Source organism: Campylobacter sp. CNRCH_2015_0814 (genome assembly GCF_025772765.1).
GTDB lineage: Bacteria > Campylobacterota > Campylobacteria > Campylobacterales > Campylobacteraceae > Campylobacter_D.
Genome location: NZ_JAKMSR010000002.1, coordinates 105,694 through 121,945, shown reverse-complemented (window position 1 = coordinate 121,945; position 16,252 = coordinate 105,694). Strand labels below are relative to the sequence as shown.

Below are 16,252 nucleotides of genomic sequence, written 5' to 3'. Positions count from 1 at the left end.
TTTTATAAAAGGTTGTTGTATTGTTTTTTAAGCAAATCATTCTAGTTTTATTTTTCTATACTTTTAGTTTTGCTTCAAATTTTGATGAAGTAAAATTAGCTTTGATTAAAGAATTTAAGACAAATTATCCGCAACTAGAAATCATTTCTTTAGATCTTAATACTCAATCAAGTTTGCCTGCTGATTTTAATCAATACATTTTTTTAAAACTAGGTAATCATAATTTTGATAGAGCAGATGGTTTTGTAAAGGCTGAATTTAAAACTCCAGAGCAGTTTAAAAAAAATATATTTTTTAAGTATTTTTTAAAGGCAAAATTAGAAGTTTTACAAACCACGCGCCCTATTGCGCGCAATGAAAATTTAAGTCCTGCTAGTTTTAAAATTTTAAAAATTCCTTTTGATAAAGCTCCTCAAGGTGTATTAAAAAAAGATGAAATCGCAAATTTAATAGCCAAAAGCAATATAAGAGAAAATATGATTTTAAAATATAATATGTTTAAAACCAAAACCCTTATACAAAGAAATGATTCTGTTTATGGTATCATCAAAGATGGGGATTTAAGTATGATGATAGAATTAAAAGCCTTGCAAAGTGGGAATTTAAACCAAAGAATTCGCCTTAAAAACAAAGATGGAAAAGTCGTGCATGGTAAAGTTATTAGTAAAAATTATGTGGAGCTAAAATGAGAAAAATTTTAGTAGGTATTAGCGGGGCTAGTTCTTGTGAACTTGGTTTTTTATTATTAAAACATTTAAAAGAAAAAGGACAAATTTATGCCATTATAAGTAAAAATGCAAAAATAAGCTTTACAAAAGAAAATTCTCTTTTAGAAAATATAGACTTTTTGCAACACATAAAAGATAAATTTGAGCTTGAACATGTAAATTTTTTAGATAATGAAGATATTAGTCAATGCGTTGCAAGCGGATCTTTTGGCATAGAAACAACTTTTATCACGCCTTGCTCGATTAATACTTTGGCAAAAATTGCTTGTGGTATAAATGATACTTTACTTACAAGAGCTGCAGGAGTGGCTTTAAAAGAACGTAAAAAACTCATACTTGGGGTAAGGGAAATGCCCTATTCTACTTTAAATTTAGAACAAATGGCTAAACTTTCTAGCTACGGAGTTATCATCGCTCCTCCTGTAATGGCAAGTTATGCTAAGATTGATAATTTGGAAAAATTATATGAATTTATCATAGGAAAATGGCTTGATCTAGCAAATATTGAGCATAATTTATACCAAAGGTGGCAATGATGGCTAGTTGTATATACCCAGGGACATTTGATCCTATCACTAATGGACATTTAGATGTAATCATTCGAGCTAGCAAGATGTTTGAAGAAGTAGTTGTTGCCATAGCTAAAAGTGAGAGTAAAAAGCCTATGTTTAGCTTAGAGCATAGAGAAAAAATGGTAAAAATTGCTACAAAAGACTTAAAAAATGTTAAAATTACAACTTTTGATAACTTACTAGTAGATCTTGCTAAAAATTTGCAAATAAATATCATTATAAGAGGCTTAAGAGCGGTGAGTGATTTTGAGTATGAATTACAACTTGGTTATGCAAATCACATGCTTTGGGAAGATTTTGAAACTTTATATCTTATGCCAAATTTAAAAAATTCTTTTATTTCAAGCTCCATAGTAAGATCAATTTGTGTGCATAATGGCGATGTGAGTAAGCTTGTGCCAAAAGAAATTATACCTTTATTAAAGGAGAGAGATTGTATATAGCTTTTGAAGGGGTTGATTGTGTGGGTAAAAGCACGCAAATAGAGCTTTTAAAAAAATATTTTCATAATGCATTTTTTACTAAAGAACCAGGTGGAAGTGAGCTTGGGGTGTATTTGAGAAAAATTTTATTAGAAAGTAAAATGCAATTTTCTAAAAAGGCTGAGCTTTTGCTTTTTTTAGCAGATAGAGCAAATTTAATCGACATGCATTTAGCGCATAATAAAAACAAACTTATCATTTCAGATCGTAGTTTTATTTCTAATATGGCTTATGCAAGATGTGATTTTGATCAAAATATTTTATTTGAGTTAAATTCTTTTGCCACAGGTGGACTTTTTCCACAAAAGGTTGTGTTTTTGCATGGTTCTAAAGAGCTTATTGAGCAAAGACTTTCTAAAAAAGATTTAGATAGTATTGAAAAAAGAGGGATTGAGTATTTTTTAAATATACAAAATGCCCTAGAAGAAACTTTAGAGTTTTTAAAAACTAAGATAGATATAAAAATTTTAAAATTAGATGCTTCTTTAAGCATTGAAAATTTACATGAAAAGATTAAGGAATTTATAGATGATTAATGCTTTAAAAGGAATGAAAGATTTACAAGATGGCCAAGCTGTTCTTTATGAAAAAGTAGTAAAAACTTGTGAAGAAGTAGCTAAAAACTATGGTTTTACTTTTATTAATTGTCCGCATTTAGAACTTACTAAGCTTTTTAAAAGAAGTGTTGGGGAAAGCTCTGATATAGTTGGCAAAGAAATGTATGAATTTGTTGATAAAGCAGGCAATGATGTGTGCTTAAGGCCTGAAGGGACAGCTGGGGTGGTAAGATCATACATAGAAGCTAAAATGGATAAGGTTCAAAGTGTTAAAAGATGGTTTTACCATGGTTCTATGTTTCGCTATGAAAGACCACAAAAAGGAAGATTGCGTGAATTTCATCAATTTGGTGTAGAAAGCTTTGGTATAGCAAGTGTGTATGAGGATGCGAGTATTATTTTAATGCTAAATGAAATTTTTAAACGCTTAGAAATTCATACAAGTTTGAAGATTAATTCTTTAGGCTGTAAAGAATGTATGGGTGTATATAAAGAAAAACTCATAGCTTTTTTAAATTCTAAAGAAGGTTTTTGCGAAGATTGCTTAAGAAGAAAAGACTTAAATCCTATTAGAGTGCTTGATTGTAAAAATGATCATTGTCAAAGTTTAATTGAAAATGCACCAAAACTAAGTGAAAATTTATGCTCATGTTGTAAGAAAGATTATGAAAAATTACAAAAACTTTTAAAAGAAAATGATGTTGAGTTTGAATGTGATGAGAAATTAGTGCGTGGGCTTGATTATTATTCTAAAAGTGCATTTGAGTTTATCAGCGATGAAATCGGTGCAAAGGCTGCTGTGGCAGGTGGTGGAAGGTATGATAGATTGATTGAATACTTAGATGGTAAAAGTGGCTATGGCGTGGGTTTTGCTATGGGTATAGAAAGGATTATGGCTATTTTAGAGCAAAAACAAAGTGTAAAGCCAAGAGAAGGAATTTATCTTTGTGCTATGGATGAAGCTTATATAGATACTATTTTTAAATTAGCAAATACTTTAAGAAAAAAACATAAAGTGCATTTAAGTTATGAAGCAAAAAAACTTGTAAAGCATTTAAACCAAGCAGATAATGCTAATGCTAAAATCTTTTTGTGTATAGGTGAAGATGAAATGCAAAAAGAAGAGATTTTTTATAAAAATTTAGATAGTAAAGAAAATAAAAATATAAAATTAGCAAATTTGGAGAATGAGTTATGATTGATTATGGTATTAATATTTGGGGTGCGAATAATTTTATCATCGAAAATGGCAAAGTATGTGTAAATCATGGTAAAAAACCTGCCATTATAGATATAGTAAATACTTTGCGTGATGATGGTTATAAGGGACCATTATTGCTTCGTTTTCCTCATTTAATCCATAAGCAAATTGAGCAAATTTATAATAAATTTGCCAAAGCAAAAAAAGAATTTAACTATAAAGGTTCTTTTAATGCTGTGTATCCTTTAAAAGTCAATCAATACCCAGGTTTTGTAAAAAATTTAGTTAATCTAGGTAAAGAATATAACTATGGTTTAGAAGCAGGAAGTAAGGCTGAGCTTTTACTAGCTATGGCTTATAATAATGAAGGCGCTCCTATAACAGTCAATGGTTTTAAAGATAAAGAACTCATAAATATGGGCTTTATAGCGTGTGAAATGGGTCATAATATTACTTTAACTATGGAAGGGCTTAATGAGCTTGAAGCAATGATTGAAATTGCTAAAAATCGCTTTAAGCCAAAGCCAAATATAGGCTTAAGGGTGCGCTTGCATTCAGCTGGAGTAGGAATTTGGGCAAAAAGTGGTGGTATAAATTCAAAATTTGGTTTAACATCCACTGAGCTTATTGAAGCAGTAAATCTTTTAAAAGCTAATAAGCTTTTAGATCAATTTACTATGATACATTTTCATTTAGGCTCACAAATTACTGAAATTCATCCTTTGAAAAAAGCTTTAAATGAAGCGGGCAATATCTACACTGAGCTTAGAAAAATGGGGGCAAAAAATTTAAAAGCTATTAATCTTGGCGGGGGTTTAGCAGTAGAATACTCTCAGTTTAAAAATGAAACAAGCAGAAATTACACCTTAAGTGAGTATGCAAACGATGTTGTGTTTATTTTAAAAAGCATTGCAGAGCAAAAAAAAGATTTAGAGCCTGATATTTTTATAGAAAGTGGGCGTTTTGTAGCGGCTAATCATGCTGTTTTGGTAGCGCCTGTTTTAGAGCTTTTTTCTCAAGAATACACAGAAAGTAAGCTTTTATTAAAAGATAAAAATCCAAAACTTATCGATGAGCTTTATGATTTGTATAAAAACATTAAAGCTTCTAATGCGCTTGAGTATTTACATGATAGTATTGATCATATGGAGAGTATTTTAACCTTGTTTGATTTGGGTTATGTGGATTTACAAGATCGCTCTAATAGTGAAATTTTAGTGCATTTGATTATGAGAAAAGCTATTTCTTTAGTGGGTGATCAAGCTGATTTATCAAGTTTGCAAAATGAAGTACAAGAAAAATATTTAGTGAATTTTTCAGTATTTCAGTCTTTACCTGATTTTTGGGGTTTAGAGCAAAATTTCCCTATCATGCCACTTGATAGACTTAATAAAAAGCCAACTAGAAGTGCAAGCATATGGGATATAACTTGTGATAGTGATGGAGAAATTTCTTATTCTAAAGATAATCCTTTGTTTTTACATGATATTGATGTAGAAGCTGAAGATTATTTTTTAGGATTTTTCCTAGTGGGAGCTTATCAAGAAGTCCTTGGTATGAAGCATAATCTTTTTACACATCCAACCGAAGCTTGTATAAGTATTAATGAAAAGGGTTTTGAAGTAGAAAGCGTACTAGAGGCTCAATCTATTTTAGATACCTTAGAAGATCTTGATTATGATATTCATGCAATTATGGATAATATTAATGAAAAAATTTATGCTTCAAAACTTGTTAATGAAAATCAAAAAAAGCATATTTTGGGTGAAATTTATTTATTCTTAAATGATAATGGATATTTAAAAAGCATAGGTTCTAAATGAGTATTTTCAAACTAATCAAAGAAGATTTTTCTATGCCAAAGCAAAAAGATCCTGCATATAGATCTTGGGTGGAATTAGTTTTTAACTATCCTGGTGTTTGGGCTGTGGTAAATTATCGCTTTGCACATTTTTTTTACCAAAAAGGTTTTAAAAAAATAGCAAGGATTATTAGTGGAATTTCACAGTTTCTTACTGGAGTTGATTTACACCCTGGGGCACATTTAGGTAGAAGGGTATTTATAGATCATGCAAGTGGGGTTGTGATTGGTGAGACTTCTATTATAGGTGATGATGTTTTGATTTATCAAGGTGTTACTTTGGGTGGAACGAGTTTAGATAAAAATACCAAAAGACACCCTACTATAGAAGATGGCGTGATCATAGGTTCTGGTGCTAAAATTTTAGGCAATATTACTATAGGTAAAAATGCAAAAATAGGCTCAAATGCAGTTGTATTAAAAGATGTTGGGTCAAATTTAACAGCTATTGGCATACCTGCTTATATTAAAGAACATGGTAAGATTGATTATGAAGAAAAAATCGCTAAATTAGAAGTAAGACTTGCTATTTTGGAAGAAAAGCTAAATAAAGAGGATAAATGATAGTAATTACAGGTGGAGGCACAGGAGGACATTTAGCTATAGCTAGATGTTTATTGCAAAGTGCAAGAAAACAAGGTATAGAATGCATTTACATAGGAAGTGAAAATGGCCAAGATAGACTTTGGTTTGAAAATGAAAATGGTTTTTATAAAAAATACTTTCTAAGTTCCCAAGGCGTTGTTAATAAAAAAGGCTTAGCTAAGGTTCAATCGTTTTTGCATATTGTAAAACTTGCAAGAAAAACAAAACAAATTTTAAAAGAACATAATATTAAAGTAGTTTTTAGTGTGGGTGGATATAGCAGTGCTCCAGGCGCTTTTGGTGCTTTAATGGCAAATATCCCACTTTTCATCCATGAGCAAAATTCAAAAATGGGAAGTTTAAATTCACTTTTAAAGCCTTTTTCTAAAGCTTTTTTTACTGCTTTTGATGATCAAGTTAATAAAGCAAATACTTTCTTTTGTCCTTATCCTATTAGTGAAATTTTTTCACAAAAAGCAAGAGTGAGAAAAGAATTAAAAAATATTATTTTTCTTGGTGGATCTCAAGGGGCTAAATTTATAAACGATCTTGCCTTAGAAAATGCTTTATACTTTAAAGAAAAAGATATAAATATCATTCACCAATGTGGTAAGAATGATTATGAAAGATGTAAAAAAGCTTATGAGGATTTAAATGTTAATGTAGAGCTTTTTGACTTTGATAAAAACATTATAGATAAAATTTCTAAAGCAGATTTAGCCATATCAAGATCAGGTGCAAGTAGTCTTTTTGAGCTTAGTGCAAATTTACTTCCTTGTATTTTTATTCCTTATCCATATGCGGCTAAAAATCATCAGTATTTTAATGCATTGTATTTAAAAGAGCGTAATTTATGTGAAATTTTAACCCAAGAAGAAAAACATCAATTTTTAAATTTGGTAGAAAATTTCTCACTAGAAGAAAAATCTTTAGCCTTGCAAGAGTTAAAAAGTGAAAATGGTGCAGATTTTATGATAGAAAAAGCAAAACAAATGGGGTTTATTTAAATAAAATACTCCCCAAACGCACCATATTTGAACCACATTTTATAGCTAGTTCAAAATCCCCACTCATACCCATAGAGCAAATTTTTGCCCCGTGTTTTTGTAAATTTTCATAGATTTTAAAAGTTTGCTCAAAACTTTCTTGAACTTTTTCCTCATCCATAGAACCTATACACATAATACCTATAAGGTTTAAATTTTTACACTCTTCTTGTATTTGCAAATACTCTTCTATGGCCTTATTTTGCTCTATGCCACTTTTAGAACTTTCATTGGCAGTATTTATTTCTAATAAAGTATCTAATTTATAATCAAGTCTTTTATCTACAGCTTTAGCGCTTTTTAAGCCATTACAAGATTGCCAAAGTAATGGGTTTTGTTTGATTAAAAGGTTGATTTTATTACTTTGAAGATTGCCTATAAAATGCCACTTGATTTCTAAATCTTGAAGTTTTTCTTTTTTTAAAGCTAAAGCTTGGACTTGATTTTCTCCAAACTCTACAACACCTTGCTTAAAAAGCTCTCGAATTTGCTCATCTTGAACATACTTGCTAGCTGCTATTAAACGCACATTTTGTTTTATGGTTTTTTCAAAAATACTTTCTAAATTCATCTTTTCCTACATTAATTCATATAATTTTTTACGCTCACTTGAGCTTCCTATACCAAGTTGCATACGATATTTAGTGATAGTTCTGCGCCCTAGTTGCACACTTGGGAATTCTTTTTGAGTGAGTTCAAGAATTTTCAAATCACTCAAAGGTTTTTTAGGATTTTCTTTTTTAATTAAATTACTAAGAAAATCTTTAATAGTTGCATTAGAAGTTTCACCATCATCAACTGCGGTGGTAAAGAAAGATTTTAAAGGTATTAAACCTCTATCACAACTTAAGTATTTATTTGCAATTGCTCTTGAGATGGTAGAAGCATTTCTTTCAAGATCTTGTGCTAAGTCTTTAAGCTGCATAGGTTTAATATCCCCGCCCATGAAAAAATCATATTGATATTCTATAATCATAAGCCCTAGTTTATAAAGGGTAGCTTTACGCATAGCTAATGCGTCGATTAAATTTTTAGCATCTTTTAAATAAGCACTTAAAAACTCATGATCTAAACCATCTGCTTCAAAAGCAATTTCAGGGTAATAATCATCATTAATTTTAATTTTAATTTCACCATTTTCTTGATAAATAAATATATCAGGAATAATTTCCATACTCTCTTCAAAATACTCTAAAAAAGGCGGAATAGAGATTTTTTTAATTATCGCTATAGCCTTTTTATATAAAGGATCTTTAATAAAATCTTTTGCATTTTCTAAATTTAAAATTAGCATTTTGCAAAACTCATAAAGCTCATCATCTAAGTCAAAATGCTCTAATGCAAAAATAAAAGCTTCTTGATTGTCTTTTGCCCCTACTCCAACGGGATCAAGGTATTTAAATCTTTGCCTGATTTTTTCTACTTCTAAAGGATCAAATTCACCTAAAATTTCCTCATCATACTCAAAATAACCTTCATGATTTAAACATTCTATGATTTTTTCAGCAATGGTTTGGGATTTTTTAGTAGGAAAAAATGGTGGTATGATTTGCTCGCTTAAAAGTTCATACACATTTTTTACTTCCAAGCTTTTTGCATCAATCATTTGCGTGGTGGTATTTTTACTAAAATATTCTTGATAATACTTGTTTTGATTGTTTGTAATACTTGAGTTTTCTTTGATCTCTATAAAAGGATTTTCTTTAGCAAATTCATCTAAGCTTTCTTTTAGATCTTCAATGTTAGCTTGCAATATAGGAAGCCAAGATCTTAAGGTTTGTGATAGTTTTGCTTTTTGTGTTATAGAGGTTTTTTGTTTAAGCATTATTCAAGTCTAAACTCACTTCCAAGATAGTATTTTTTAACATCTTCATTATGCGCAATTTCATTAGCATTGCCACTAGCTAGTAACCTTCCACTTCTAATCACATAAGCTCTATCGCAAATTGCTAGAGTTTCTCTTACATTATGATCGGTGATTAAAACACCTATATTCATAGCTTTTAAGTCATTAATCAAGCTTTGAATTTCACTCACTGCGATAGGATCAACCCCAGCAAATGGTTCATCAAGAAGTAAAAATTTAGGATCACACATAAGTGATCTTGCGATTTCACAACGCCTTCTTTCACCCCCACTTAAACTCATACCTTTTCTATGCCTAATAGGCTCTATGCTAAGTAATTCTAGCATTTGCTCTATCTTTTGTTCTAATAAATTTTTATCCTTATATATTACTTGGGCGGCTAAAAGTAAATTTTCTTCTACGCTTAAGTCTTTGAAAACACTACTTTCTTGAGGTAAATACCCAATGCCAAGCTTTGCTCTTTTATTAAGCGGTTCTTTTGTGATATCTTGTGAGTCTAAAAACACCTGCCCACTTGTTGGTAAAATAAGCCCACATATCATATAAAAACTTGTAGTTTTTCCTGCTCCATTAGGCCCTAAAAGCCCTACAACTTCCCCACTTTGTACTTCTAGTGAAACATCGTGTATGATTTTAGTTTTTTTAATGATTTTTTCTAAATTTCTAGCTTCTAGCTTACTCATGTATTATATACTTTCTTTTATTTTCATAAGGAATGATTTGTAAAATTATATTCAAAATTTGATATTTGTCTAAGTATTTTTTTAATTTTTCATCACCCCACTCTACCAAATGTAAACCCTCTTCAAAAAAATTTTCAATCAAACCATTTTTTAAAAGTCCATCAAAACCTTCTTGATAAATATCATAATGATATATTTTACCTTGTTGAAAATCATACTCTTGCATGATAGAAAATGTAGGAGAATTAAGCGTTTTTTCTACTCCAAGAAATTGAGCATAATTTTGCACCAAAGTAGTTTTACCGCTTGCTAAATCCCCTTGAAGTAAAATAACTCCATTTTTAGGTAAAATTTCACAAAGCTTATAAAGCTCATTTTGACTTAAAATCATTTCTTTCATTGAATTTTTACCACATATTTTTCTTGCATAGCTTTTGGTATGCTTTTGGTTGTTGGTATGTCTAAAACTTTATAGATATTAGTATATTCTATAAATTTAATGCTTATTTCATCGCCAATTTTTACTTCTTTACTAGCTTTAACCACTTGATTGTTTATACTTACTACGCCACTTTTGCACATATCCTCTGAAACAGCACGACGCTTAGTAATATTAACTACATTTAAAAACTTATCTATTCTCATAAAAATATTTTATCAAAAAATACAAGAAAATGTTATAAAATGTCTAAATATTTTACATTATATTAAGCTAAATTCGTTAAATTTTAAAATTATTTTTACAAAGAGGAAAGACAATGAAAAAAGATATCAAAAAAGTGGTTTTAGCATATTCTGGTGGACTTGATACAAGTATAATTTTAAAATGGTTACAAGATGAGTATAAATGTGAAGTGGTAACTTTTACAGCAGATATTGGACAAGGTGAAGAGCTTGAGCCTGCTAGAAAAAAAGCACTTTCTTTGGGTGTAAAAGAAGAAAATATTTTTATTCAAGATTTAAAAGATGAATTTGTAAAAGATTATGTATTTCCTATGTTTAGAGCAAATGCTATTTATGAGGGAGAATATTTACTAGGTACAAGTATAGCAAGACCTTTGATAGCAAAAGCTTTAGTAGAAATAGCAAATAAAACAAAAGCAGATGCTATTAGCCATGGGGCAACAGGTAAAGGAAATGATCAAGTGCGTTTTGAATTAGGTGCTTTGGCGCTAAATCCAAATTTAGCCATCATTGCTCCTTGGAGAGAATGGGATTTAAATAGCCGTGAAAAACTCTTAGCTTATGCACAAAAACATGGTATTGATATAGCTAAAAAGCCAGGTAAGTCACCTTATTCTATGGATGCAAATTTATTGCATATTTCTTATGAGGGTTTAGTGCTTGAAGATCCTGCGGCTAAACCTGAAGCAGATATGTGGCGCTGGGTGAAAGATTTAAAAGAAACTCCAAATGAAAGTGAAGTGATAGAGCTTGAGTTTAGTAAAGGTGATTTGTGTGCTATTAATGGAGAAAAAATGACTCCTGCGCAGCTTTTAGCAAAACTTAACGAGCTTGGTGCAAAACATGGTATAGGTCGTCTTGATATTGTCGAAAATCGCTATGTGGGTATGAAAAGTAGAGGTTGCTATGAAACTCCAGGTGGAAGCATACTTTTAAAAGCACACCGAGCTATTGAAAGTATCACTCTTGATAGAGAAGCAGCGCATTTAAAAGATGAATTGATGCCAAAATATGCAAGTTTGATTTATAATGGTTATTGGTTCTCGCCTGAAAGATTAATGCTTCAAGCCTTAATTGATGAGTCACAAAAATACGTTAATGGTAAAGTTAAACTTGAATTATACAAAGGTAATGTAATGGTAATAGGCAGAGAAAGTGCGAATGATAGCTTATTTAGTGAGGCTTATTGTACTTTTGAAGAAGATGCTGTGTATGATCAAAAAGATGCAGCAGGTTTTATAAGATTAAATGCTTTAAGATTTATCATCGCAGGTAAAAATGGAAGAAAATTTTAAAAAAGGAAAACAATGAAAGTATTATTGATTAAAGATGTAAAAAGCTTAGGAAAAGCAGGAGAAGTTAAAGAAGTAAAAGATGGATATGGACAAAATTTTTTAATTGCCAAAGGTTTTGCTAAGGCTGCTACACATGAAGTTTTAAAACAATATGAAGCAGAGCAAAAGAAAAAGGCAGAAAATTTAAGATTTGAGCTTGCAAATTTGGAAAAATTAAAAGAAGAATTATCTAAAATCACTATTTGCATAGCTAAGCCTGTAGGAGCTAATGGAAGCTTGTTTGGTGGGGTTACTAAAGATGAAATCGCTCATGCACTAAAAGAGCAAAAAGGCATAGAGCTTGATAAAAAAAGCTTAGAATGTGATACTATAAAAGAACTTGGCGTGCATGAAATTTCAGCAAAATTAGGCCATGCGATTCATGCTGTATTTAAGCTGGAAGTTAAAGGAGAATAATGTTTCACGCAACTACAATTTTAGCTTATAAAGGTAAAAATAAGTCTGTAATTGGCGGAGATGGACAAGTAAGTTTTGGAAATACTGTTTTAAAAAACAATGCAGTTAAAATTAGAAAATTAAACAATGGAAAAGTATTAGCAGGATTTGCAGGAAGCACTGCTGATGCTTTTAATCTTTTTGATATGTTTGAGAAGTTACTTTCTAGTTCTAAGGGTGATTTATTAAAAGCTGCAATAGATTTTTCAAAAGAATGGCGTAAGGATAAATACCTAAGAAAACTTGAAGCAATGATGCTAGTATTAGATAGAAATCATATATTTTTACTTTCAGGAACTGGAGATGTAGTAGAGCCTGAAGATGGCGCTATAGCAGCTATTGGTAGTGGGGGTAATTATGCACTTTCTGCTGCAAAAGCTTTAGCTAAACACTCAAGTTTAGATGAAGAAGAATTAGTCAAAGAAAGCTTGCAAATAGCTGGTGAAATTTGCATTTATACTAATACAAATATTAAAACTTATGTAATTGAGGATGATAAATGAATTTAACTCCAAAAGAGATTGTGAAATTTTTAGATGATTATGTAATTGGACAAAAAAATGCTAAAAAAATCATAGCAATTGCTTTAAGAAATCGTTATAGAAGAATGCAGCTTAGTCCTGAACTTCAAGATGATATCATGCCAAAAAATATTTTAATGATAGGATCAACTGGAGTTGGTAAAACAGAGATTGCAAGACGCCTTGCTAAGATGATGGGACTTCCTTTTGTAAAAGTTGAAGCAAGTAAATATACTGAAGTTGGTTTTGTTGGGCGTGATGTAGAAAGCATGGTTAGAGATTTAGCTAATGCTGCTTTAAATTTGGTAAAAAATGAAGAAAAAGAAAAAAATAAAGAAAAGATTAATGAATTTATAGAAAATAAGATTTTAGAAAAACTTTTACCGCCTTTACCAAAGGGTGTTAGCGAAGAAAAACAAGAAGAGTATCAAAATTCTTTAGAAAAAATGCGCGTGAAATTAAAAGCTGGTGATTTAGATGATAGTACAATAGAAGTTGAAATTTCACAAAGCGTGTTTGATGCTAATCCAAATTTACCACCTGAAATGGGTGCTATGCAAGATATAGTAAAAGTTATTGGTGTGGGTAATAAAAAAGTTAAAAAAGAAATGAAAGTAAAAGATGCAAGAATAGCTCTAGCTCAAGAAGCAAGTGAGAAAATTCTTGATATGGAAAGTATTAAAGGTGAGGCTTTAAGAAGAGCAGAAAATGAAGGGATTATTTTTATCGATGAGATAGATAAAGTAGCAGTTTCAAGCTCAAATTCAAACCGCCAAGATCCAAGCAAAGAAGGGGTGCAAAGAGATTTGCTTCCTATAGTTGAAGGTAGTACTATACAAACTAAATTTGGACCTTTAAAAACTGATCATATTTTATTTATCGCTGCAGGTGCTTTTCATTTAAGTAAGCCAAGTGATTTAATCCCTGAACTTCAAGGGCGTTTTCCTTTAAGAGTTGAGCTTGATTCGCTAGATGAGGATGCTTTATATGCTATTTTAACAAGACCTAAAAATTCATTACTAACACAATATATTGAGCTTTTAAAAACTGAAAATGTAGAGCTTGTTTTTGAAGATGAGGCTATTAGAGAAATAGCAAAAATAGCAAGCAAGGCTAATGAAGAAATGCAAGATATTGGCGCAAGACGCTTGCACACGGTGGTGGAAAAACTTTTGGAAGATATTAGTTTTGAAGCAGATGAATATGCAGGTAAAGTATATAAAATAGATGATTTTAAAGTGCAAGTTAAGCTTGGAGATATCATAGAAAATAAAGATTTAGCTAGGTATATCTTGTGAAAAGTGGCTTTATAAGCATAGTGGGTAGAACTAATGCAGGAAAAAGTTCTATCCTAAATTCTTTATTAGAAGAAAAAGTTGCTATGGTTTCTCATAAGCAAAACGCTACAAGAAGAAAGATTAATGCGATTATAATGCATGAAAATCATCAGCTTATTTTTATAGATACGCCAGGTTTGCATGCAAGCTCTAAGGCTATGAATCAGCTTATGATTGATTTGGCGATTAAAAGCATTGCTGATTGTGATGTGATTTTATTTGTAGCTAGTATTTATGATGATATTAAAGATTATGAAAATTTTTTAAGTTTAAACCCTAAAGTGCCACATATTGTATTAATCAATAAGGTTGATTTAGTAAAAAAAGAGGTTTTGCTTAAAAAATTAAGTGAGTATTCTCAGTTTAGCTCACATTTTAGTGCTATTATCCCCTATTCTGCAAAGCAAAAATTTTATAAAAAAATTTTTTTAGATGAGATGGTTAAGTATTTGCCTGAACATCCGTATTATTTTGATCCTGAGTTTATTACTACAACAAACGAAAAGGATATTTATAGAGATTTTATCTTAGAAGCTATATATGAAAATTTAAGTGATGAAATTCCTTATAGCACTGAAATAAAAATAGAAAAAATCAAAGAATTAGAGCAAATTTATTATATCAATGCCACTATCATTACAGATAGTAATTCTCACAAAGGAATGATATTAGGTAAAGATGGTGCTACAATTAAGCGTATAGGTAAAGAAGCTAGGGTTAAAATAGAAAAATTGGCACAAAAAAAGGTAATGTTAAAATTATTCGTTCAACTTGAGAAAAATTGGCACAAAAACGAGCAAAACCTTAAGAAAATACTTTATGATGAGTAAGAAAACTATTCTAAAAGATTTTCTTGCTTATGAAAAGCTTTTATATATTAAATTTGCAAATCCTATTAGCGAGGATGAAATTTTAAAAAAGAGCTTTGAAGAGCTTGGTCTTAAAGATGATTTTTCTTATAAGTTAAAGTATTTTCAAGATAAATCTTTTACTCATGTATTCTTGTGCAAGTACGAAGATATTTTAGATATTGATTATATAATACCAGAACCCCTGCTTTTTGAAGTGTATTTTAAGAACGATGTAAATAGTGAAAATCTTGCATTATTGTTTAAGAAAAAATACATAGTTTTAGTGGAGTATTTGGGGTGTGATTTTCAAAATTGTAAAGTTATACCATTAAATGTTTATGATAAAATATATAATGAAAAATTAAAGAATACTTATAAGCACATTATAAGCATAGATGATACTCAAAATCTTAGTAGTTTTGATAAATTTAATAGTAATATTTTTTATCAAAAATTGTTAAAAAATTGCGATCAAGTCAAGATTAATTTTACCAACAAAGAAAAAATAAATCATTTAAAATCTTTTAGTTTTAAGATTTTATTGGCTTTTGTTTGTGGAGTTTTACTAGCTTTAGCTTATCCTTTGTATTTGTATACACAAAAATCATTTTATGAAAATGAGAAAACAAAATATGAAAATTTAATAAAAAAGCAAGATGATATTTTAGAACAGGTAAAAATTAATCAAAAGCAAAATCAAGAGTTTAAAAAACTACAAGAAGAAAATGAGTTAAAGGTTGATTTGTTACAAAAATTTTATGCAAATGCACTTTGTTATAAAGATTTTTATGATTTTTTAAAAGTTTTAAATTCTCATCAAGCTTATATAGAGGCTTTGTATGTTAAAAATAATGATTTTATTATAGAGCTTAAAAATGACTATGAATTTTATGAAGATTTTAAAAAGCATCATTTTGTATTAAAAAATAAAGAAGTTAATAATGGAAAAATCACTCTTGTTTTTGAAAAATCTTTATAAAAATTTAGAAAATATCTTTGCTAAGTTATCTGAGCGTGAATTTATATTGTCTTTGATAGTTGTTTTTGTTTTTGGTTTTTTCATCGTTTATATGGGTGTTTTTGATTATTTTGAAAAACAAATGAAGTTGTCAAAAGATGAACTATATAATTTACAAACAAAATACGAGCAAAAACAAGAAGTGATTTCTGATTTAAAAGAAGATGAAAATATATCTTATAATGATCACTCATTTTTAAGCATAAATAAAGATTATCAAGGTATTTTAAAGGATATAGAAAAGAATCTTAATGGAGTTCAATATTTGCAAATTCAAAGTTACAAAAGTCAAGATGAATATTTTGCTTATTATGAATTAAGATTAAGTTTTGTTGGCGATTTTATTTTTTTAACGCAGTTTTTGCAAAAATTAGATCCTTATATAAAAGTTAAAAATTTAGAACTTGTAAAATATGAAAATAAATTAAAAATTACATTAAATCTTGTTTTTGCTCTGGTATAAAAATAA

The 16,252-nt window shown here is 29.7% G+C and carries 20 protein-coding genes; 15 read left to right on the top strand and 5 right to left on the bottom strand.

Annotation, left to right across the window (positions count from 1 at the left end; translation table 11 throughout):
• The first annotated feature begins 20 nt into the window (after positions 1-20).
• Genes flgA through murG form a run of 8 tightly spaced genes read left to right on the top strand, consistent with a single transcriptional unit; the run spans position 21 to position 6,993 of the window.
• Positions 21-689 (top strand): flagellar basal body P-ring formation chaperone FlgA, encoded by a 669-nt coding sequence (flgA, locus tag L8X24_RS01725; RefSeq protein WP_263663329.1) that lies wholly within the window; start codon positions 21-23, stop codon positions 687-689.
• Positions 686-1,264, top strand: a complete 579-nt coding sequence (locus tag L8X24_RS01720) for a UbiX family flavin prenyltransferase (RefSeq protein WP_263663328.1) — start codon at positions 686-688, stop codon at positions 1,262-1,264. Before flgA ends, L8X24_RS01720 begins: the two co-directional genes overlap by 4 nt.
• Positions 1,264-1,743 carry a pantetheine-phosphate adenylyltransferase gene (gene coaD / locus L8X24_RS01715; RefSeq protein WP_263663327.1) on the top strand — a complete coding sequence of 160 codons (480 nt, stop codon included), beginning with the start codon at positions 1,264-1,266 and terminating at the stop codon, positions 1,741-1,743. Before L8X24_RS01720 ends, coaD begins: the two co-directional genes overlap by 1 nt.
• Positions 1,734-2,318: a dTMP kinase gene (gene tmk, locus L8X24_RS01710; protein ID WP_263663326.1), complete on the top strand. Its 585-nt coding sequence runs from the start codon at positions 1,734-1,736 to the stop codon at positions 2,316-2,318. The genes coaD and tmk overlap by 10 nt, the downstream gene beginning before the upstream one ends.
• Positions 2,311-3,537 (top strand): histidine--tRNA ligase, encoded by a 1,227-nt coding sequence (gene hisS, locus L8X24_RS01705; protein WP_263663325.1) that lies wholly within the window; start codon positions 2,311-2,313, stop codon positions 3,535-3,537. The genes tmk and hisS overlap by 8 nt, the downstream gene beginning before the upstream one ends.
• Positions 3,534-5,363 (top strand): biosynthetic arginine decarboxylase, encoded by a 1,830-nt coding sequence (speA, locus tag L8X24_RS01700; protein ID WP_039628312.1) that lies wholly within the window; start codon positions 3,534-3,536, stop codon positions 5,361-5,363. The genes hisS and speA overlap by 4 nt, the downstream gene beginning before the upstream one ends.
• Entirely contained in the window at positions 5,360-5,965 is a 606-nt protein-coding gene (gene cysE / locus L8X24_RS01695; RefSeq protein ID WP_263663324.1) for a serine O-acetyltransferase, read from the top strand. Before speA ends, cysE begins: the two co-directional genes overlap by 4 nt.
• The gene (gene murG, locus L8X24_RS01690) at positions 5,962-6,993 is read left to right on the top strand and encodes an undecaprenyldiphospho-muramoylpentapeptide beta-N-acetylglucosaminyltransferase (RefSeq protein ID WP_263663323.1); all 1,032 of its coding nucleotides are present in this window, start codon (positions 5,962-5,964) and stop codon (positions 6,991-6,993) included. The genes cysE and murG overlap by 4 nt, the downstream gene beginning before the upstream one ends.
• Here the strand turns inward: murG and L8X24_RS01685 are convergent.
• Genes L8X24_RS01685 through L8X24_RS01665 form a run of 5 tightly spaced genes read right to left on the bottom strand, consistent with a single transcriptional unit; the run spans position 6,986 to position 10,227 of the window.
• The gene (locus L8X24_RS01685) at positions 6,986-7,603 is read right to left on the bottom strand and encodes a YggS family pyridoxal phosphate-dependent enzyme (RefSeq protein ID WP_263663322.1); all 618 of its coding nucleotides are present in this window, start codon (positions 7,601-7,603) and stop codon (positions 6,986-6,988) included. The two genes, murG and L8X24_RS01685, sit on opposite strands and share 8 nt — an antisense overlap.
• 6 nt (positions 7,604-7,609) lie before the next feature.
• Positions 7,610-8,857, bottom strand: coding sequence for an RNA polymerase factor sigma-54 (locus L8X24_RS01680; protein WP_039641436.1), 1,248 nt, complete (start codon positions 8,855-8,857; stop codon positions 7,610-7,612).
• The gene (gene lptB, locus L8X24_RS01675) at positions 8,857-9,582 is read right to left on the bottom strand and encodes an LPS export ABC transporter ATP-binding protein (RefSeq protein WP_039618272.1); all 726 of its coding nucleotides are present in this window, start codon (positions 9,580-9,582) and stop codon (positions 8,857-8,859) included. Before lptB ends, L8X24_RS01680 begins: the two co-directional genes overlap by 1 nt.
• Positions 9,575-9,982 (bottom strand): tRNA (adenosine(37)-N6)-threonylcarbamoyltransferase complex ATPase subunit type 1 TsaE, encoded by a 408-nt coding sequence (gene tsaE, locus L8X24_RS01670; protein ID WP_263663321.1) that lies wholly within the window; start codon positions 9,980-9,982, stop codon positions 9,575-9,577. Before tsaE ends, lptB begins: the two co-directional genes overlap by 8 nt.
• On the bottom strand, positions 9,979-10,227 hold the full coding sequence (locus L8X24_RS01665; protein WP_263663320.1) for an RNA-binding S4 domain-containing protein: 249 nt from the start codon (positions 10,225-10,227) through the stop codon (positions 9,979-9,981). The genes tsaE and L8X24_RS01665 overlap by 4 nt, the downstream gene beginning before the upstream one ends.
• 113 nt (positions 10,228-10,340) lie before the next feature.
• Between L8X24_RS01665 and L8X24_RS01660 the strand changes: the two genes are divergently transcribed.
• The 7 genes from L8X24_RS01660 to L8X24_RS01630 are packed head-to-tail and all read left to right on the top strand — an operon-like array spanning position 10,341 to position 16,246.
• A complete protein-coding gene (locus tag L8X24_RS01660) occupies positions 10,341-11,561 on the top strand; it encodes an argininosuccinate synthase (RefSeq protein ID WP_263663319.1) in 1,221 nt (406 codons plus the stop codon).
• A 12-nt stretch (positions 11,562-11,573) separates the two neighbouring features.
• A complete protein-coding gene (rplI, locus tag L8X24_RS01655) occupies positions 11,574-12,017 on the top strand; it encodes a 50S ribosomal protein L9 (protein WP_114640308.1) in 444 nt (147 codons plus the stop codon).
• Complete coding sequence (gene hslV / locus L8X24_RS01650) at positions 12,017-12,559, top strand: ATP-dependent protease subunit HslV (protein WP_263663318.1); 543 nt, start codon at positions 12,017-12,019, stop codon at positions 12,557-12,559. Before rplI ends, hslV begins: the two co-directional genes overlap by 1 nt.
• Positions 12,556-13,875 (top strand): ATP-dependent protease ATPase subunit HslU, encoded by a 1,320-nt coding sequence (gene hslU, locus L8X24_RS01645; protein WP_263663317.1) that lies wholly within the window; start codon positions 12,556-12,558, stop codon positions 13,873-13,875. The genes hslV and hslU overlap by 4 nt, the downstream gene beginning before the upstream one ends.
• Positions 13,872-14,744 carry a GTPase Era gene (era, locus tag L8X24_RS01640; protein WP_263663316.1) on the top strand — a complete coding sequence of 291 codons (873 nt, stop codon included), beginning with the start codon at positions 13,872-13,874 and terminating at the stop codon, positions 14,742-14,744. Before hslU ends, era begins: the two co-directional genes overlap by 4 nt.
• Positions 14,734-15,744, top strand: a complete 1,011-nt coding sequence (locus L8X24_RS01635; protein WP_263663315.1) for a hypothetical protein — start codon at positions 14,734-14,736, stop codon at positions 15,742-15,744. Before era ends, L8X24_RS01635 begins: the two co-directional genes overlap by 11 nt.
• On the top strand, positions 15,707-16,246 hold the full coding sequence (locus L8X24_RS01630; RefSeq protein WP_263663314.1) for a hypothetical protein: 540 nt from the start codon (positions 15,707-15,709) through the stop codon (positions 16,244-16,246). Before L8X24_RS01635 ends, L8X24_RS01630 begins: the two co-directional genes overlap by 38 nt.
• Positions 16,247-16,252: the final 6 nt, after the last annotated feature.